The organism is Pseudomonas sp. FBCC-B545 (assembly GCF_059134095.1).
In genome coordinates this window covers 2,256,832-2,273,332 of sequence record NZ_CP101441.1, presented here as the reverse complement: position 1 = coordinate 2,273,332, position 16,501 = coordinate 2,256,832, and the positions used below count along the sequence as shown (strand labels likewise).

The following is a 16,501-nucleotide window of genomic DNA, read 5'->3' as shown; positions in this document are numbered from 1 at the left end:
TCAGGCTGCGCCATGATCAACATCGAAACCCCTACGTATTACACCGCCACCAAGAAATACAACCTCAGCTTCCCTACCCTGGAGCAAGACATCGACGCGGACGTCGTGGTGATCGGCGGCGGTTTTTCCGGAATCAATACCGCCCTTGAACTGGCGGAAAAAGGCATCACCAATATCGTCGTGCTCGAAGCCCGCTACCTGGGCTTTGGCGGCACCGGCCGCAACGGCGGGCAGATCATGGCGGGCATCGGCCATGACCTGGAGAAGATCAAGAAGGACGTCGGCGAAGACGGCCTGCGCCAGGTGTTCGAGATCAGCGACCTGGGCGCCGACATCATCAAGAACCGCATCGCCAAGTACAACATTGATGCGGACTTCTGCCACGGCTACGGCTACATGGGCTTCAACGCCCGCCAGGAAAAAACCCTGCGCGCTTGGGAAAAGGACTTCAAGTCGATCAACAGCCAGCACGAGATCCGCTTTCTCGGTGGCTCGGATGTGCAGCAGATCATCGGTTCCAACGCCTACACCAGCGCCCTGCTGCACATGGGTGGTGGGCATGTGCATTCGCTGAACCTGCTGCTGGGCGAAGCCACCGCGCTGGCCAGCCATGGCGTGCGCATCTTCGAGAACAGCCCGGCCCTGGAAGTCAGCTACGGCGAGCGCATTACCGTGCGCACCGGTCGTGGTTCGGTGCGCGCCAGCAAGTTGCTGTGGGCTTGTGACAGCTTCCTCAACAAGCTGGAACCGGAACTGCACCGCTCGACCATCAACACCTACGCGTTCCAGATGATGACCGAGCCATTGTCCGAAGAGTTGATCCGGCGCATCAGCCCGATCCGTGGCGCCTACAGCGACATCCGCCCGGTGATCGACTATTACCGCGTAACCAATGAAAACCGTTTGCTGTTCGGCGCCGCGACGCCCCTGGTGGAACACATTCCCGGCGACCTGAAAGCCTGGAACCGCACGCTCATGCTGAAAATCTTCCCCTACCTCAAGGACGTCAAGATCGACCTGGCCTGGGGTGGCCCGATGGCCTGCAGCCCCAATCTGTTCCCGCAGATCGGCACCTTGCCGGGGCGCAGCAATGCGTTTTTCGTGCAGGGCTATTCGGGCTTTGGCGTCACCCCCAGCCACATCATCTGCAAGGTCCTGGCCGAGGGCATGAGCGAAGGCTCGGCGCGCTATGACCTGGTCAGCTCGATCCACCGCCCGACCATCATCGGCAAGGACGCGATCCGCCCCTTGCTGCTGACGGCGGGTAAATCCTGGCACCAACTGTCCGGCTACTGGAACGGACGTCGTTGATCCACTTTTTCATTCATCAGGAACCACTGCCATGTCCCTTACTCCCCTCAAACACAACATCCAGCTATCGGAACTCGATGCCTGGGGCACCGTGGCCGACCTCGGCTCGCAGATCCTTGAAGGCGAGGTGCGCGCCTTCGGCAAGATGACCTTCGGCGTCCCCACCGATGCGGTCAGCAGCGCCTACTTCGGCACCACTCAGGGCAAGTTCCGCATGGTCTACCCCTTCGCCGAACAAGCCACCGTGGTCACCGGCGAAGTGGTGCTCACCGATGAGTCCACCGGCCAGTCGACCCGCTACAAGGCTGGCGACAGCTGGTTCGTGACCAAGGGCACGCCGGTGCTATGGGATGTGGTCAGCGAGAGTTTCGTCAAACACTACTTCGCCGTCGTTTAAGGGAGCATTGCCATGACCACTTCTTCTGACTGGATCACCGTAGGCGCCCTGGCGGACGGTTTTGCACCCGAGGCATTCATCCTGCCGAACCTTGCCGACCTGGCCGGGCAGACCTTCACTTTGCACTTCGCCAATGGCTGGCAGATCGAACACCGTTTCGAGCAAGAGCGCCTGGCTTGGCACGCCGCCGACGGCCACTCCAGCGGCAGCGCCGCCTACCGCGCCAGCTCGATTCGCCCGGGCCTGTACCTGGTGGACTTCATCAAGCATGAGGCCGGGCAAAGCTGGTCGATCAGCCTGGTGCTGGACACGCCAACGGCCTCCTTTACCGCGGTGATTGGCCGTATGCCGGAGCCGGCAGAGACCCACGAAGGTCTTTACCACCGCGCCCTGGCCGGCAAACCGCTGACCTCGGTGCACGCCGAGTTCCTCCACGGCAGCCTCGACCGGCCGTGGCAGGAAGGCCATTGCCTGCACGCCCCCACCGAGGAACTGGTGGGCCTGCGCAATCACTACCGCTACAGCCCCAGCGAGGTCTACGAGCACATCTACCTCAACCCGCAGTTCTACGCCTGGCAATGCCTTGAGGGTGTGGAGAAAGGCTTGTGCGACACCGACCGCTGCCATTACTACAAGATCGCCGAGCAGCTGTACCTGTTCGTCTGGCAGGAGAAGATCGTGCCCACCCTCGGCCTGGTGTTGATCGACCTGCAACAGCACCGCAGCGACGGCAAGATCTTCGGCTATGCGGGGGCGTCCTTCGATGCGCTGTCGAACTTCCCCATCAGCTCCTATTGCCAGGTGCTCAACCACACGGAATATCCCCGTGACTGAGGCGCGCACGGTGGTGATCACCGGGGCCGGCACCGGCATCGGTGCCGCCTGTGCCCAGCTGTACGCCGAGGAAGGCGCACGGCTGGTGCTGATCGGCCGGCGCCGTGAGCCGCTGGAGCAGGTGGCGCAGGCAACCGGCGGCCTGGTCCTGGTGGACGATGCGGCCTGCCCTGACAACTGGGACGGCTTTATCCGGCAGATCCACACGCACTACGGACGCATTGATGTGCTGCTGGCCTGTGCTGGCGGCCATGGCCTGGGCAGCGCCACCCAGACCAGCCCGGCTACCTGGGAAACGGCGCTGCGCAGCAACCTGGACAGCGCGTTCTACAGTGCCCGCGCCTGCCTGCCGCTGTTGCGGGAAAGCGCCGGCAGTATCGTGCTGATCGGCTCCATCGCCTCCCTCGCAGCAGGGCCAGAAGTGTGCGGCTACACCACGGCCAAACATGCGTTGCTCGGGCTCAATCGCTCGTTGGCACGGGACTATGGGCCCCACGGCGTGCGCGTCAACGCGGTGTGCCCAGGCTGGGTGCACACGCCGATGGCCGATGCAGAGATGCAGCCGTTGATGGACGCCTACGGCGACACCTTGCAGCAAGCGTACGAGCGTGTGTGTGCCGATGTACCCCTGCGCCGCGCCGCCCGTGCCGATGAGATCGCCAAGGTGTGCCGCTTCCTGGCCAGCGACGACGCTTCGATCATTACCGGGGCGACCTTGGTGGCGGACGGTGGGTCCAGCATCGTCGACGTGCCGACGCTGGCGTTTACGCGCCTGGAGCCTGCCCATGCCCAATGACCTGGATTTCAGCGGCCAGGTGGTGCTGGTCACCGGCGGTGCCCAAGGGATTGGCCTGGGCATCGTCCAAGCCTTTGCCCAACGTGGTGCGCGGGTGGTAATTGCCGATCGCCTGCTTGAACAAGCTGAAAGGGTGGCCGCTGGGTTGTGCGCGCAGGGCTATCAGGTCGAGGCCGTGGGCGTTGACCTGGCGCAAGCCGAGGCGGTAGTCGCCTGCGTTCAAGAGTTGGCGCAACTGGATATTCTGGTGCACAACGCTGGCTATTTCCCGCTGACCGCGTTCGCTGACATCACCCCGCAGATCCTGCAACGCACCTTGGCGGTGAACCTCTCGGCGCTGTTCTGGCTGACCCAGGCGGCGCTGCCGATGTTTCGCGAGCAAGGCCGGGGTTGCGTGCTGGTGACGTCTTCGGTCACCGGCAATCGGGTGGGTTATCCGGGGCTGAGCCACTATGCAGCGTCCAAGGCCGGGGTGAACGGGTTTATCCGTAATGCGGCGCTGGAACTGGCGCCGTTGAATGTGCGGGTCAATGGCGTGGAACCGGGCATGATCGCCACGCCGGCGATGGGTAACCTGGGTGATGCCGCCTTGAATGACAGCATCGCCAGCCGTGTGCCGTTGGGGCGTTTGGGTACGGCGGCGGATATTGCCGGGGCGATGGTGTTTCTGGCTTCTGATTTGGCTGGCTATATCACCGGGCAGACCCTGGTGGTAGATGGTGGCTCCACCCTGCCCGAAATCTGACACTCAACTCGGTCCAATGTGGGAGGGGGCTTGCTCCCGATAGCAGTGTGTCAGCCAGCACATGTGTAGCTGAAACAGCGCTATCGGGAGCAAGCCCCCTCCCACATTGGATCTCCTGCAGCCTGAAGGACCTGTTTACGCCCCCACCGCCTGCAACCGGCTGGTGCGAAAATCCTTGGGCGACACCTCGAACTGTTTCTTGAATGATCGGCTGAAGTGCGCCGAGTCGGTAAACCCCCATTTGTAGGCAATCGAGGTGATCGATTCACTGCGCAGGAACGGATTGGTCAAGTCGTCCGCACTGCGCTTGAGCCGCGCCCGCTGGATGTAGCGGCAGACGCTGTCGTCCTGTTCCTCGAACAAGCGGTACAGGTGCCGCACCGAGATATTCAGGCGGTTGGCCAGGCCAATCGGGCTCAGGCCAGGTTGGCCCAGTGACTCGTCGATGACTTTTTGCACATAGCTGCGCAGGTTATTGCCCTGCAACGAGGCTACACCTTCGTGGCAGTCATCGCCCTGCTCCAGCGCCGAACCCAACAGTGAGACGAAGGCCGCTTGCAGTGCTTCCACTTCCGTGGCGTTGTCTTCGGTATCGTCCTTGCACAATTGATCCATCAGCACATGCAACATGCGCCCACAGGCCTTGGTCGATGAAATCTTGCCAAAGGCCCGCCCCTGGCCGCGCAGGTGCTTGCACACCTCAGTGCGCGACAGGGACAACGAGGCGTGTTCGATCAAGCCGAAGGGCGTGATTTCGATGGAGCCTACCGAGTCCATCAGCAGCATCTCGCCAGGGGCCAGTTGCACAGTCTGGTCGTTCTGGGTGATCTGCGCATAGCCGCTGCGCTGGCTGACCAGGAAACATTCCTGGTCGTTGTCGTGGTCGGCATGGTGCGTGAGGCGCTTGATCAGCCCGGCATTGGTGCGCAGGATGGCCAGGCCACGGGGCAGGTTGTGAATCTCGCCGATAAACAGCGAACGGTTGAAGGCCAGTTCGGTGTCGAAGTGGCCGCACGCGGCGCGCAGTTCGCGGTTCCAGCTGTCGAGCCCGTCGGGTGCATGCTGTGGGATGCTCATGGGGTGTCTCCGCAGTGGCGTTCTTTTTGTTGTTCTGGTGCAATAGTTAACATGTTATCTATATGCGCGCAACAACAACTCGTTTGGCCTTTGCAGAAGCACTAATGATGCCAATCAGAGATTCGACAGTACCCGCTTCATGCCAGCCAACGCCGCCAGTAAATAGTTGCGTTGCTCCGGGCTTACAGCGATATAACGCCGAAACGCCGGCATGCGGTTGACCACTTCGCTGCCGCCCATATGCTCCAGGCGCACGCACCATTGCCGGTCCTTGAGGTCGATACGCAGACGCTTGAAATCCAGGGGCATCAGCGCTTCGAATAACCCTTTGTCCGCCAGCAAACGCGCCTGCAGCTCAGGCCCCAGGGCCTGGTTGCCAGAACGTTGCCGCACGCGGATGCCGTTGCGCCGAATAGCCCCGCCATGGTGCACCTCGAAGCTGCCCGCCCCTGGGGTAGGCGTGGGTACGTGCAACACGAACTCCGTCATGACCAGATGCATCAACAACTGCGATTCGGTGCGCTCGACCAGCTCAAATACCGCCCCACCCACGTCGAGTTTCGCCAGGCCAAGATCACGCCGCAAGCGCGCCAGGGTCACCCCGGGTCGATAGCCGCTCGGTGCGCGATCAGCGCTGAACAGTTCAAACAGTTTTTGCCGCAAAGTCGCTATAAGGCTCATGGGCATGTCCCGGTTCATGACTGAATTCCTTGGCCAACACCTCCTCGACGCAGGCGGGCTTGAAGGGGTTGACCTTCTGTACCACCAAGGTCCAGAACAACGCGTAGGTCGCCGTTACGCCAAGCATCACCCCGAACGGCACATAGATATCCGCCGGGTTCATGCCGGGTGGGGTGATAAACCACATGCCCAGCAGGATGCCGATGCTCGACACCACCTGCGGCAGCGGGAACCACGGCGAACGGTACGCCCGGGGCAAATCCGGACGGCGAATGCGCAGGATCACCACCGACAACGTCACCAGCAGGTAGGCAAAACTCCACGCGCACACCGCCGCCAGCACCAGGTGCATGATGTTGTCGGTGTTACCGCCCAGGTACAGCGCATGCAGGCACGGGATCAACATCGCTACGAGGATGCACAGCAGCGGTGTCTTGAAGCGCGGGTGCAGGTAGGTGAACACCTTCGGTAACGCGCCATCCACCGCCATGCCATAGAGGATGCGCGGTACGCCAGCCATCAGGGTATTAATGGTTGCAGCGCCGGCAAACAGGAAGCCAATGCCCAGCCACAACGGGCCGATCTGCCCCATCACCTGTTCAGCGAACCGTGGGATAGCCATGGGTGTGTCCAACAGGTGCACGCCGGAGGCGGCGTCGAGCACCACGTTTTCCACCTGGCGCTTCATCGCGGCGCCATAGATAAACATGCACGTCGCCACGCCCATCAGCCCGAGCATCATCGCCCGTGGCATCACCTTGGCCGATTGGCGCAGGTCCGGCGCCAGCGGGGTGACGAACTCGCAGCCGACGAACATGAACATCGCCATGCCCACCAGCGACAACACGGTGACCAGATCAGTGCCCACCAGCGATTCCCCGAACCAGCCGTCCAGTTGCACCGCTGGCGCGGCGATCAAGCCCAGCACGCCGAACACCATCAGGGTGGTCCACATGCCGAACGTAAGGATGATCTCTGCGCGGCCAAAGGCGCTGACCCCGAACGCGTTCAGCACCCCGAACACGATCACGAAACCCACACCCAGCAGCCATGAGCCGCCGGCCGATTCTGCCAGGGTATTGAGGTGTTCGAAGTTCACCAGCGCCATGACCCCGGCGAGGATGGTTTCGGCGGTGCCGGCGAACACATGCACGATCAGATACGCCGACAGGGTGCCGGTGATCGCGAAGAACCGGCCCATGCCGCAATTGATGTAGTCGTACACCGAACCGGTGGTGGGCAGCATCGACGCGGCCTCGGCGAAGGTGGTCGCCTGGGCCAGCATCATCACCACGGCGATCAGCATTGCCAGGGCAAACGCACTGCCGCCGATGCCGAAGCCCATGGTGGCGGTAAGAATCACCGGGCTGGCCATGATCAGGCCAATGGTGCTGGCCAACGCGGTGGGGAAACCTACCGTGCCTCGGTTGAGGTGCGCGGTGAGTCGGTCGTTGATCGACATGGTGGGGTCCTCGAAAGCGGTTTTTTTAGTGTGTCGGCACTCTGCGCCCCACCCGCGTTGATCGTCTTGCCCCTGTCTGCCGCTGGTTTTGTAGCTGCCTGCCACGGCGTAGCACCTGGCGGCCAGGGTCAATTCCCTGGCACGCATGGCAAAGACTTGGCTTGACGCCCCTCGCCCTAATGCGCCCTCACTCTTAACCAAGATGAGGACAATAACAATGGAGCACACACTGAAAAACCGCCGTCTACGCCAAGCGGTCGTCATAGGCGTCGCGCTGTTGGCCGGGCAAGCTCATGCCGTCGAGTTGTACGCCGATGCCGACACCCAGGTCACGGGAAACTTCCTCGCTGTGTATGGGATGTTCAACAGTCCGAAAAATTACGACGGCCGCCGCGGCGGCTCCACCTGGCGCGAGGCGTTTATCAAGTACGGCCTGAGCGTCGAGCAAAACCTGGGTAGCCTGGGCGGCGTGTATGGCACGGCTAACCTGGTGAGTTCCGGTACCTGGGGGGATGGCGATGCGTCCGGGGTCACCAATGGCACCGAGCGCACCACCAAGTTTGACGAAGCCTTCGCCGGCTGGCGCTCCGGCGAGCTGTTCCCGGCATTGGGCAAAGACGGTGTAGACCTGTCGTTCGGCCGCCAGATCATCATGCTGGGCGACGGTTTTATCATCAACGACGACGGCCCCAACCTCGGCAATGGCGTGGGCGATGGGGAGTTCAATCGCGGCGGCGCCTATTACATCGCTGCGCGCCATGCCTTCGACAAGACCGCGGTCATTCGCCTGGGCGGCAAGGATGGCGTGCATGGCAGCCTGATGTGGATCAAGTCCGACAACCGCGCCCAAGCCAGGACCGAAATGGCTGCGGGCACCCTGGAATACAGCGCCGCCCCGGGCACCCTGGGGCTCACCTATATACACGGGATCGACGTGGATGAGCGTTTCGCTACCGACCTGCAACGCCAGCGCAAAGGCATGAACCTCTACAGCCTGCGCGGTGCCGGCAGTGCCGGCATCGACAACGCCCACTTCGCCTTCGAACTGGCCCGCCAGGACCGCCGCGACAGCCAGCAGAGCGCCGGCTACGCCGAAGCCAGCTACACCTTCGCCGACCTGCCCTGGTCACCGGACCTGACCTACCGCTACGCCCGTTATTCAAAAAACTGGGACGGCATGTTCTCAGGCTTCAACCGCGGCTATGGCACCTGGGTACAGGGCGAAGTGGCGGGCAACTATTCCGGCCCCTACAACAGCAACACAGCGGTGCAACACGTGGCGCTCAAGGTCAAGCCGCTGGAGAACCTCACCCTCGGCGCGCTGTTCTTCGACTACAACACCGTCAGCACCCGCGGCCAGTTGAACCTGGATGGCCGCGAACTGGACCTGTACGCCGAATGGGCCGTCAATCAACACCTGATCATCACGCCGCTGCTGGGGCTGTACAAACCCGACAAAGATGCCGACACCGGCGGCAACCAGGTCGGCGGCAACGCTACCAATGTCTACAGTCAGTTGGTGGTGGCCGTACCGTTCTGACCCCCCTCGGGCGCGCACGGAGGCAGCGCCCGCACCTCGGCATAGGCGCCTTGATGATAGAGCAGCGGCGCACGGCCAAAGTCGTCGAAGGCCACCACCTTGCCGATCATGATCCAGTGGTCGCCGCCATCGATCTGCTGGTATTTCTCGCAGTGAAAGCGCGCCGAGCAATCGGCGAACACCGGCGAGCCGCCCTCCCCCGGCTCGTATTCGATCAGGGCGAAGCGATCTTCACGGGGGCGCGCAAAGTTGTTGGACAGGTGCACCTGGTCGGCCGCCAACACATTCACGGCAAAGTGGCTGGCCTCCTCGAACACCTCATGGCTATTGGAGCGTTTGTCGATGCTCCACAGCACCAGCGGCGGGTCGAGGGACACCGAGTTGAAACTGTTGGCGGTCACGCCCACCTTGCGCCCGGAAGCGGTGGCGGCGGTGACCACGGTCACGCCGGTGGCGAAGTTGCCCAGGGCGCGGCGAAAGGCACGTGGGTCAAAAATATCAGACATGCAAGGCTCCCGGGTGGCGTCTATTGGCCGCCCTGATGGTTATGGAGGAATACGCGACTACACCATGCTCGGGTCGGGCTCCAGGCCCATCAGCTCACGGCCGAGGATCTGCGCGCAGACGTCGTAGTCGGTGTAGGCATGGGCGCCGGTCATATGGGAATCGCGGAACAGGCGCTGCATCTCGTTATGTTCGAACCAGGCGTTGCCACCCGCGGCGGCAAACAGGCGATCCACCGCTTCGATGCACATTTTGGTGGCATAGGCCTGGTTGGTGCGCCAGAACGCCAGGGTCTGGCGCGTCGGGTAACGCTGGGCGGCGCTGTGTTCAGCGTGTTCCTGCCAGGTCTTCTCCAGGAACGCCCGGGCGGCGGCCACCTGATGGGTGGACTCGGCCAGGCGCATCAACGCCGGGGTGGCGGCGCCCACAGCGGCACCGGTGTAGGCGCGCACCCGGGTCTTGGTTTTTTCGCGGAACACGTCGAGCATGCGCTCGGCCACACCGAGGCTGACGGTGGAAAAGCCACTGGCGAAATACGGTCGATAAGGCGCATAGAAAATCTGGCTGTCCGGGTAGAGGCCAAAGCCTGCGGACTTGCCCTCCATCATGTCCTTGGCCTTCTGGATACGGTGCTCGGGCACCCAGGCGTTGTCGATGACCAGGGTTTTGGTGCCGCTGCCTTTCATGCCGGCAGCGAACCAGTCGTCGCGAATCTGATAGTCACTGCGCGGCAGCACGGCAAAGCAGTAATCCTGGGTGCCTTCGGCATTCTGGCGGCGGCAGCCGACAATCGCCCACTCACCATGGTCGCAGCCGCTGCTCCAGCCCATCTCGCCGCTGAAGTACACGCCGCCTTCGCCCTCGGTGACCCGACCAAACGGCGCAATACTGCTGCTGGCCGTGGCATCCGGGTTGGCGCCCCAGATTTCCTCCTGCAACCGAGCCGAGAACAGCGCCAATTGATGGCTATGGGTGCACAACAAACTCATGGCCCAGGCGGTGCTGGCACAACTGCCGGCAAGCAAGGCGATACAGTCGGCGAATTCGGGCAATGACAGCTCGAGGCCGCCGTACGCCTTGGGCTGAAAGGCGCGGTGCAGGCCGATGCTTTTGAGCAAGGCGATATTCTCATCCGGCACTTGGCGCAGCTGTTCGGCGCGGCTGGCATTGGCGGCGATGGCCGGCAGGATGGGCTTGAGGTCTTCGAGGAGCGGGTTTGGCTTTTTCATGGACGGCCCTGCTTATTATTGGAAGTCCGGCAGGCGCTCCGGATCGCGGAACGGCGCGGGATGCAGGGCCAGTATCGAACGGCTCACGCAGGCGGAGAATGCACATTCGGCAGGCAAACTTGTACTTTTCACAGGTGCGGCAGGCACAGGCATAAAACCTGGCAGGCACAGTCAAGCCGCTTATCGGTGCGTTGGTTACCCTCGGGTTTTCTTTATGAACTGCCAGGAACCTGCCATGAGCGATATCCCGCTGCTGCCCCAAGTCGAAGCCTTTCTGCGTCGCCGCCATGGGGTGTTTATCAACGGTGTCAGCGTACGCAGCCACGCCACTGAAAGCCTGAGCGTGACCAACCCTGCCAACGGCCAGGTCATCGCCGAAGTGGCCGACGCTGACCTGGCGGACATCGACGCAGCGGTCGCGTCCGCCAACCGTGGTTTCCAACTGTGGTCCCAGGCCGCCCCCGCCACCCGTGGCAACGTGCTGCTGAAACTGGCCGATCTGCTGGAACAGCACCGTGAAGAACTGGCGCAGATCGAAACCTGCCAGTCGGGCAAGATCATCCAGATTTCCCGCGCTTTCGAGGTCGACCAGGCCGCGCACTTCCTGCGCTACTACGCTGGCTGGGCCACCAAGCTCAGCGGCCAGACGCTGACTCCATCGCTGCCGTCATTCAATGGCGAGCGCTACACCGCCTTCACCCTGCGCGAACCGGTGGGCGTGGTGGTTGGCATCGTGCCGTGGAATTTCTCGACCATGATCGCCATCTGGAAACTCGCTTCGGCACTGGTGACCGGCTGCAGCATCATCATCAAGCCCAGCGAATTCACGCCGCTGACCCTGCTGCGCATCGCTGAACTGGCCATCGACGCGGGGTTACCGGCGGGGGTGCTCAATGTGTTGACCGGCAGCGGCCATGTCGGCAAGGGGCTGGTGGAACACCCCGGCACGCACAAGGTTTCATTCACCGGCTCAGTGCCCACCGGCATCGCCGTCGGCCGCAGCGCCATGGGTGCCGGGCTGACCCGTGCGACCCTGGAACTGGGCGGCAAGAATGCTGCGGGCTTCCTGCGTGACATGGACGTGGACAAAGCAGTGGACGGCATCATCGAAGCAGGCTTTTTGCACTCGGGGCAAATCTGCGCGGCGGCCGAACGCTTCTTCGTGCACCGCTCGCAAATCGACGCCGTGCTGGAAAAACTCGCGGCGCGCCTGAGCCGCCTGAACATTGGCTCGCCCCTGGACGAACACACCGAATTCGGCCCGGTCACGCACCAGCAGCACCAGCAGAAACTGCTCGGCTACTTCAACCAGGCCCGCACCGAAAACAACACGATCATCCACGGCGGCCACCTTATCGACCGGCCTGGTTGCTACGTCGAACCCACGGTGATCCTCGCCAACCACCTGCACGACACCCTGCTCAACGAAGAAACCTTCGGCCCCATCGCCACCTTCCTGCCCTACGACGACGAAGACGAGCTGCTAGCGCTGATGAACCACGGGCCCTATGGGCTGAGCGCCAGCCTGTGGACCAACGATTTGGGCAAGGCCCTGCGCATGATTCCGGCCATCAAGGCTGGCACCTTGTGGGTAAACATGCACACCTTGCTCGACCCGGCAGTGCCGTTTGGCGGCAGCCGGTCTTCGGGGGTTGGGCGGGAGTTTGGCAGTGCGTTCATTGAGGATTACACCGAGCTTAAGTCGGTGATGATTCGGTATTGAGGACTGAGTGCCGGCGACCGGAATCAGGGCTCAGGTTTGGCTGGTGGGCCACGAAACAGATTCCTGGAAATGATGTCGGCCTTCAGCATCTTGAGTTGCAGATGACGGTTTACTGCGCCAACGACTTCCATATAACGGGTGACGTGGCGCTTCCACGTATCGACCAGCAGGAAGGGCACCAAGCCAATAGCAACAAACGGCAAAATAACCACACCGAACAGGATTTTCAGAAGCTCCCAGCACCCTTGCAGCAAATCCACAGGTCCCAAGGATTTTTCATAATGCAACTTCTTAGTCAGTACGTCGGAAATCAGGTTCGTGCCGATGGCGGCGGTTACAAACGGGAAAACAAACAGGAACAGGTTGGAACGGTGTTTGACCTGGTCAAACAGATCACCGCTGATTTTGCCTTTTTCGTGTAGTGACTGAGCCAGCCCATTGAATGCGTCGATAGAGACCACGGCACACGCGGCAATCGAAATCAGCGCAACGCCGGTCGCCACGACAACTTGCGGCGTGGTGTCTTTGTCAAGAATGAAACCAATCACCGCCATCACCAACACAAAAGCCATCACCAAAAAGCCCAGTTGCACATCCAAGCCAAACAACAACGCATAATTCATCCGTGAATTCCTTTATTAAGACTAATTAAAATACCCAACTGTCACTGATAAGGAATCAAGCGATCGTGGTCCAGATCTCGCATCAAGTCGCTCAACATTTCGCTTTCACTGCGGGGCTCGGTCATGGGGATATACCAGGTCGTGGCCGTCCAGCCACCGCGTTTGTAGGCATAGGTTTTGAGCAGGTGCCCGTCTTTGTACAGCGAGCCGTGCAACTGGCGCTCATAGGTGTAGGGCACCGGCACGGTCAGCAGCGTCAGCGCGCCGAGTATCGCCGGGAGCGCACCGGCACCTTTACCGCCGCGTTGATCGACCAACAAGCTGTAGCCGGTCTTGCTGAAGCCGCCATCCATAAAACTGAAGGCACCTGTGTCACGCAACAGCTGGATGACCTCGCGCTGCGTCTGCTGTTCAAACCTCGACGTGGGCGACGGCATTGTGACGCTCATCGGCACATAGGCACGCTCTGCCTTGTAGTCCAACGGTTTGAGGGCGGTACCGCAACCGCCAAGCAACAGCACGGCAGCCAGTAGCGTAGTCCTGATCATTGTGCGTGCTCCTCGGGCAGCAAGCCGTCGCGCTGTACATCCTCGGCAAAAGCACGTGCAACACGATGACCGTTCTGTAACTCCATCCCGCCAGGGCCATCCAGCAACCAGGAGTATTTGTGGGTGACGTTGCGGTAGCTGTACTGCTTGAGCTGCTTTCCATTGTGCTGCAGGGAAAACTCGGTGGTGGTGTCGACGGTCACTGAAAGGGGCATTAGAAACAGGGTTGCCGCACTCAGCAATACCAAGGGGAAAGGCGGCATATCACGCTGGATGTTGTAGCGCACCCACACCGAATAATCCCCCGGGTTGCCCCTGCCGGTTTCGACACTGCGAAACACCCCGGTCTCGCGCAACTGATTACGGATGAGTGCGGCATTGAGCGGATCATCGATCATGACGTGGATCGGCTTGAGGTATTCCTTGCCATCCGGCAATGCACGCTCAGGCAGCGTATGGGTGGTTGCACACCCGGTCAGCAGCGCCAGGGCGCCGAGGGTCATAAAGCGGTTCATGGACGTGTCTCGTGAAGGGTGTTCTGGCCCGCGCCGGCTGGCAGAGGCACGATGATGTAAGGGGCGGCGCTGCGATAATCCAGGGGCAGCAAATCCAGGGTCGGCAGGCCCGGAACATAGTGGCGCGCAAGCGGCTCGTCACGACCTTGCTGGTCACGCCAGTGGAAGCCACACAGGGAAGCGCCAAGGCATAACGAGCGAAATTCTCCGAGGTAATAGGCGTTGCCGGCCTTCAGACGCAGTGGCAGGTTGAACTTCTCTCGCGCCTGCACCGAGGTGTAGGTGGTCCCCAGAGTCGGTGAGTAACTGCTGGAGAAAAACTGAAAATCATAAAACTCATAATCCCCAGGCTTGAGCGCCAGCACAAATACACTGGCGGCACCGGCCGCATCTTTCACATCCTGAGGGGTTTGGCGCCCCGCACCGACCCATATCGCCGCGGCACCAAACTCCGAACCACGCTTGCGAAACAGCAGACGCTGATTAGGCGCGGGGGACGCACTGAGGCTCTGCGGGCCGATCGACCCGACAACATAAGCGACTGGCTCCAGAGGGCCAGGTTGCAACGGCTGGCTGACCAGCGATGCCGGCTGAGTACCGCAACCCGTCAGGGCCGCCGTGATCAAGAACAAGGCCAAAGGCCGGGAGAAGCAAGACATATCGAATCCTGAACGCTGGCAAAAAGTACACTGCAGTCGCCAGGACAAATATGGGATGAGCCTTCCTGGCGCTGCGCCTCGCGTCACTGCGAGGGGGGGCGAATGGTACGGCGGGAATCGGGGTTTGACTACAAATGATGCTCAAAGCAGCGCAGATCAAATGTGGGAAGGGGCTTGCTCCCGATGAGGTAGTGTCAATCAATACATCTGTGACTGACCCACCGCCATCGGGGGCAAGCCCCCTCCCACAGTTGGATCGCAGTCCCCCGCGCCTGCGCCTCCATCTCGATCAACCTTGCGGCAACGACCACCCGCTGACGTTGATCCAAGGAGTGAGTTCATCAGACCGCTCTTACACAAACTTCGGGTTGCGTCCGATGAACCTCGCCGCTAACCTTCGCGGGTCGCTGCAAAATCAGCGAACGGGTGTGGAAGCCCGAACTCTCCAGGCGTATAAGCGCCCATAGCCTTAGCGGGCGCTTTTTTCATGCTCGCTATAAAGTGTTATGGCGGCTGTGCGCGGGGCACTTTCGAGTGCGCCGGGGTCCTGGAGTCCGGTCTTCCACACCTGCGTACAGTCGCCACCTCATCATGTGGAAGTGATTGTGGCGGCTCCTCTAACTCCAGGAGCAACCGTATGAAAAAAGTCACACCCAATCCCCCGCCATCCCCCTCGGATGACAACCCTCAGCTCCCCTCAGATGTCATCTTCACCGTCCGCCCCGGACTCAGCACTGAAGCGGCCTTGTGCAATGCCAGCGAAATGCTGGAGTCAGCGACTGTCTGTGCCTATGACTGTGCCGAACAGCTTGACGGCCAGAGCCGCAAGCATGTGCTGGCGGTGGTGCAGATGATCGAGATTGCGCAGTTACTGGTCGATGAAGCGCTGAACCGGGAATGCCCGGTGGCCTGATTAACAAGCGCAAACTCAACAGGCAATGACGTTCCTATGTGGGAGGGGGCTTGCCCCCGATGAGGTAGTGTCAATCAATACATCTGTGACTGACCCACCGCCATCGGGGGGCAAGTCGAATCGTCGCACCGCCCATCCCACATTTTGATCGGATTGCATCAGTGAGATAGCTGTCGTTTTCAGCCCCAGCGCCTGCGCCTCCATCTCGATCAACCTTGCGGCAACGACCACCCGCTGACGTTGATCCAAGGAGTGAGTTCATCAGACGGCTCTTACACAAACTTCGGGTTGCGTCCGATGAGCCTCGCCGCTAACCTTCGCGGGTCGCTGCAAAATCAGCGAATGGGCGTGGTAGCCCAGTTCTTTCATAGACCCCAAAACGCTCAAGGGCGTTTTTTTGTGCGGGCTGCTTTGTGGCGGCTGTGCATGGGAGGCTTCGGCCTGCCGGGTTTCTATGACCGGTCTACCACCCCGTGTACAGTCGCCTCCTTACTTCGTGTGGTAGCGAAATGGATGTGCTCATTCATAGGAGCTTCGCCATGAAGAAAGTCACACCCAATCCCCCGTCATCCCCCTCGGATGACAACCCTCAACTGCCCCCCGACGTCATCTTCACCGTCCGCCCCGGACTCAGCACTGAAGCCGCCTTGAGCAATGCCAGCTAAATGCTGGAGTCAGCGACTGTCTGTGCCTACGACTGTGCCGAACGGCTTGACGGCCAAAGCCGCAAGCATGTGCTGGCGGTGGTGCAGATGATTGAGATTGCGCAGTTGCTGGTCGATGAAGCGCTGAACCGGGAATGCCCGGTGGCCTGATGAACAAACGCAAATTCAACAGGCAATGATGTTCCTATGTGGGAGGGGGCTTGCTCCCGATTGCGGTGGGTCAGTCACAGATGTATTGGCTGACACTACCTCATCGGGGGCAAGCCCCCTCCCACATTT

17 protein-coding genes and 1 pseudogene are annotated in these 16,501 nt (G+C 61.2%); 9 read left to right on the top strand and 9 right to left on the bottom strand.

Features of this window, described 5'->3' with window-relative positions; translation table 11 throughout:
- Positions 1-12 precede the first annotated feature (12 nt).
- From NMB39_RS10610 to NMB39_RS10590, 5 genes are read left to right on the top strand one after another with little or no spacing between them, the layout of a single operon-like run.
- A complete protein-coding gene (locus NMB39_RS10610) occupies positions 13-1,311 on the top strand; it encodes an NAD(P)/FAD-dependent oxidoreductase (protein WP_198721039.1) in 1,299 nt (432 codons plus the stop codon).
- A gap of 31 nt (positions 1,312-1,342) precedes the next feature.
- A complete protein-coding gene (locus NMB39_RS10605; protein WP_494339280.1) occupies positions 1,343-1,708 on the top strand; it encodes a cupin domain-containing protein in 366 nt (121 codons plus the stop codon).
- 12 nt (positions 1,709-1,720) lie between these two features.
- Positions 1,721-2,542 carry a molybdenum cofactor biosynthesis F family protein gene (locus NMB39_RS10600; RefSeq protein ID WP_494339281.1) on the top strand — a complete coding sequence of 274 codons (822 nt, stop codon included), beginning with the start codon at positions 1,721-1,723 and terminating at the stop codon, positions 2,540-2,542.
- A complete protein-coding gene (locus tag NMB39_RS10595) occupies positions 2,535-3,338 on the top strand; it encodes an SDR family NAD(P)-dependent oxidoreductase (protein ID WP_494339282.1) in 804 nt (267 codons plus the stop codon). The genes NMB39_RS10600 and NMB39_RS10595 overlap by 8 nt, the downstream gene beginning before the upstream one ends.
- The gene (locus NMB39_RS10590; protein WP_057024944.1) at positions 3,328-4,083 is read left to right on the top strand and encodes an SDR family oxidoreductase; all 756 of its coding nucleotides are present in this window, start codon (positions 3,328-3,330) and stop codon (positions 4,081-4,083) included. The genes NMB39_RS10595 and NMB39_RS10590 overlap by 11 nt, the downstream gene beginning before the upstream one ends.
- Before the next feature lie 135 nt (positions 4,084-4,218).
- On the opposite strand, the gene feaR is transcribed toward NMB39_RS10590, so the two are convergent.
- The 3 genes from feaR to NMB39_RS10575 all read right to left on the bottom strand — a co-directional run bounded on the left by feaR (position 4,219) and on the right by NMB39_RS10575 (position 7,303).
- On the bottom strand, positions 4,219-5,160 hold the full coding sequence (feaR, locus tag NMB39_RS10585; protein ID WP_057024945.1) for a transcriptional regulator FeaR: 942 nt from the start codon (positions 5,158-5,160) through the stop codon (positions 4,219-4,221).
- A gap of 114 nt (positions 5,161-5,274) precedes the next feature.
- A complete protein-coding gene (locus tag NMB39_RS10580) occupies positions 5,275-5,841 on the bottom strand; it encodes a DUF3156 family protein (protein ID WP_274354940.1) in 567 nt (188 codons plus the stop codon).
- On the bottom strand, positions 5,804-7,303 hold the full coding sequence (locus tag NMB39_RS10575) for an APC family permease (RefSeq protein ID WP_494339283.1): 1,500 nt from the start codon (positions 7,301-7,303) through the stop codon (positions 5,804-5,806). Before NMB39_RS10575 ends, NMB39_RS10580 begins: the two co-directional genes overlap by 38 nt.
- A gap of 217 nt (positions 7,304-7,520) precedes the next feature.
- Between NMB39_RS10575 and NMB39_RS10570 the strand changes: the two genes are divergently transcribed.
- Positions 7,521-8,843, top strand: a complete 1,323-nt coding sequence (locus NMB39_RS10570) for an alginate export family protein (RefSeq protein WP_494339284.1) — start codon at positions 7,521-7,523, stop codon at positions 8,841-8,843.
- Between the two features lie 32 nt (positions 8,844-8,875).
- On the opposite strand, the pseudogene NMB39_RS10565 reads toward NMB39_RS10570, so the two are convergent.
- Together NMB39_RS10565 and NMB39_RS10560 are read right to left on the bottom strand one after the other, a co-directional pair.
- Positions 8,876-9,349 (bottom strand): annotated as a pseudogene (locus NMB39_RS10565) (flavin reductase family protein); the annotation flags it as partial.
- A 57-nt stretch (positions 9,350-9,406) separates the two neighbouring features.
- On the bottom strand, positions 9,407-10,576 hold the full coding sequence (locus NMB39_RS10560) for a p-hydroxyphenylacetate 3-hydroxylase oxygenase component (RefSeq protein ID WP_494339285.1): 1,170 nt from the start codon (positions 10,574-10,576) through the stop codon (positions 9,407-9,409).
- A gap of 235 nt (positions 10,577-10,811) precedes the next feature.
- Here NMB39_RS10560 and NMB39_RS10555 point away from each other — a divergent pair, with 235 nt between their 5' ends.
- On the top strand, positions 10,812-12,299 hold the full coding sequence (locus NMB39_RS10555; protein ID WP_494339286.1) for an aldehyde dehydrogenase family protein: 1,488 nt from the start codon (positions 10,812-10,814) through the stop codon (positions 12,297-12,299).
- Between the two features lie 23 nt (positions 12,300-12,322).
- Here NMB39_RS10555 and NMB39_RS10550 read toward each other — a convergent pair whose 3' ends face one another.
- The 4 genes from NMB39_RS10550 to NMB39_RS10535 are packed head-to-tail and all read right to left on the bottom strand — an operon-like array spanning position 12,323 to position 14,644.
- Entirely contained in the window at positions 12,323-12,922 is a 600-nt protein-coding gene (locus NMB39_RS10550) for a hypothetical protein (RefSeq protein WP_306958341.1), read from the bottom strand.
- Positions 12,923-12,963: 41 nt separating this feature from the next.
- Positions 12,964-13,470 carry a hypothetical protein gene (locus tag NMB39_RS10545; protein WP_043049353.1) on the bottom strand — a complete coding sequence of 169 codons (507 nt, stop codon included), beginning with the start codon at positions 13,468-13,470 and terminating at the stop codon, positions 12,964-12,966.
- The gene (locus NMB39_RS10540; protein WP_057024953.1) at positions 13,467-13,985 is read right to left on the bottom strand and encodes a hypothetical protein; all 519 of its coding nucleotides are present in this window, start codon (positions 13,983-13,985) and stop codon (positions 13,467-13,469) included. Before NMB39_RS10540 ends, NMB39_RS10545 begins: the two co-directional genes overlap by 4 nt.
- On the bottom strand, positions 13,982-14,644 hold the full coding sequence (locus tag NMB39_RS10535) for a hypothetical protein (protein WP_057024954.1): 663 nt from the start codon (positions 14,642-14,644) through the stop codon (positions 13,982-13,984). The genes NMB39_RS10540 and NMB39_RS10535 overlap by 4 nt, the downstream gene beginning before the upstream one ends.
- A gap of 637 nt (positions 14,645-15,281) precedes the next feature.
- Here NMB39_RS10535 and NMB39_RS10530 point away from each other — a divergent pair.
- Complete coding sequence (locus NMB39_RS10530; protein WP_057024955.1) at positions 15,282-15,557, top strand: DUF6124 family protein; 276 nt, start codon at positions 15,282-15,284, stop codon at positions 15,555-15,557.
- Between the two features lie 665 nt (positions 15,558-16,222).
- The gene (locus NMB39_RS10525; protein ID WP_494339287.1) at positions 16,223-16,372 is read left to right on the top strand and encodes a DUF6124 family protein; all 150 of its coding nucleotides are present in this window, start codon (positions 16,223-16,225) and stop codon (positions 16,370-16,372) included.
- Positions 16,373-16,501 lie beyond the last annotated feature (129 nt).

Excerpts from the sequence above, each read along its gene's own strand:
- NMB39_RS10610 (WP_198721039.1), top strand. The coding sequence starts at position 13 with ATGATCAACATCGAAACCCCTACGTATTACACCGCCACCAAGAAATAC.
- NMB39_RS10605 (WP_494339280.1), top strand. The coding sequence starts at position 1,343 with ATGTCCCTTACTCCCCTCAAACACAACATCCAGCTATCGGAACTCGAT.
- NMB39_RS10600 (WP_494339281.1), top strand. The coding sequence starts at position 1,721 with ATGACCACTTCTTCTGACTGGATCACCGTAGGCGCCCTGGCGGACGGT.
- NMB39_RS10590 (WP_057024944.1), top strand. The coding sequence starts at position 3,328 with ATGCCCAATGACCTGGATTTCAGCGGCCAGGTGGTGCTGGTCACCGGC.
- feaR (WP_057024945.1), bottom strand. The coding sequence starts at position 5,160 with ATGAGCATCCCACAGCATGCACCCGACGGGCTCGACAGCTGGAACCGC.
- NMB39_RS10580 (WP_274354940.1), bottom strand. The coding sequence starts at position 5,841 with ATGAGCCTTATAGCGACTTTGCGGCAAAAACTGTTTGAACTGTTCAGC.
- NMB39_RS10575 (WP_494339283.1), bottom strand. The coding sequence starts at position 7,303 with ATGTCGATCAACGACCGACTCACCGCGCACCTCAACCGAGGCACGGTA.
- NMB39_RS10570 (WP_494339284.1), top strand. The coding sequence starts at position 7,521 with ATGGAGCACACACTGAAAAACCGCCGTCTACGCCAAGCGGTCGTCATA.
- NMB39_RS10560 (WP_494339285.1), bottom strand. The coding sequence starts at position 10,576 with ATGAAAAAGCCAAACCCGCTCCTCGAAGACCTCAAGCCCATCCTGCCG.
- NMB39_RS10555 (WP_494339286.1), top strand. The coding sequence starts at position 10,812 with ATGAGCGATATCCCGCTGCTGCCCCAAGTCGAAGCCTTTCTGCGTCGC.
- NMB39_RS10550 (WP_306958341.1), bottom strand. The coding sequence starts at position 12,922 with ATGAATTATGCGTTGTTGTTTGGCTTGGATGTGCAACTGGGCTTTTTG.
- NMB39_RS10545 (WP_043049353.1), bottom strand. The coding sequence starts at position 13,470 with ATGATCAGGACTACGCTACTGGCTGCCGTGCTGTTGCTTGGCGGTTGC.
- NMB39_RS10540 (WP_057024953.1), bottom strand. The coding sequence starts at position 13,985 with ATGAACCGCTTTATGACCCTCGGCGCCCTGGCGCTGCTGACCGGGTGT.
- NMB39_RS10535 (WP_057024954.1), bottom strand. The coding sequence starts at position 14,644 with ATGTCTTGCTTCTCCCGGCCTTTGGCCTTGTTCTTGATCACGGCGGCC.
- NMB39_RS10530 (WP_057024955.1), top strand. The coding sequence starts at position 15,282 with ATGAAAAAAGTCACACCCAATCCCCCGCCATCCCCCTCGGATGACAAC.
- NMB39_RS10525 (WP_494339287.1), top strand. The coding sequence starts at position 16,223 with ATGCTGGAGTCAGCGACTGTCTGTGCCTACGACTGTGCCGAACGGCTT.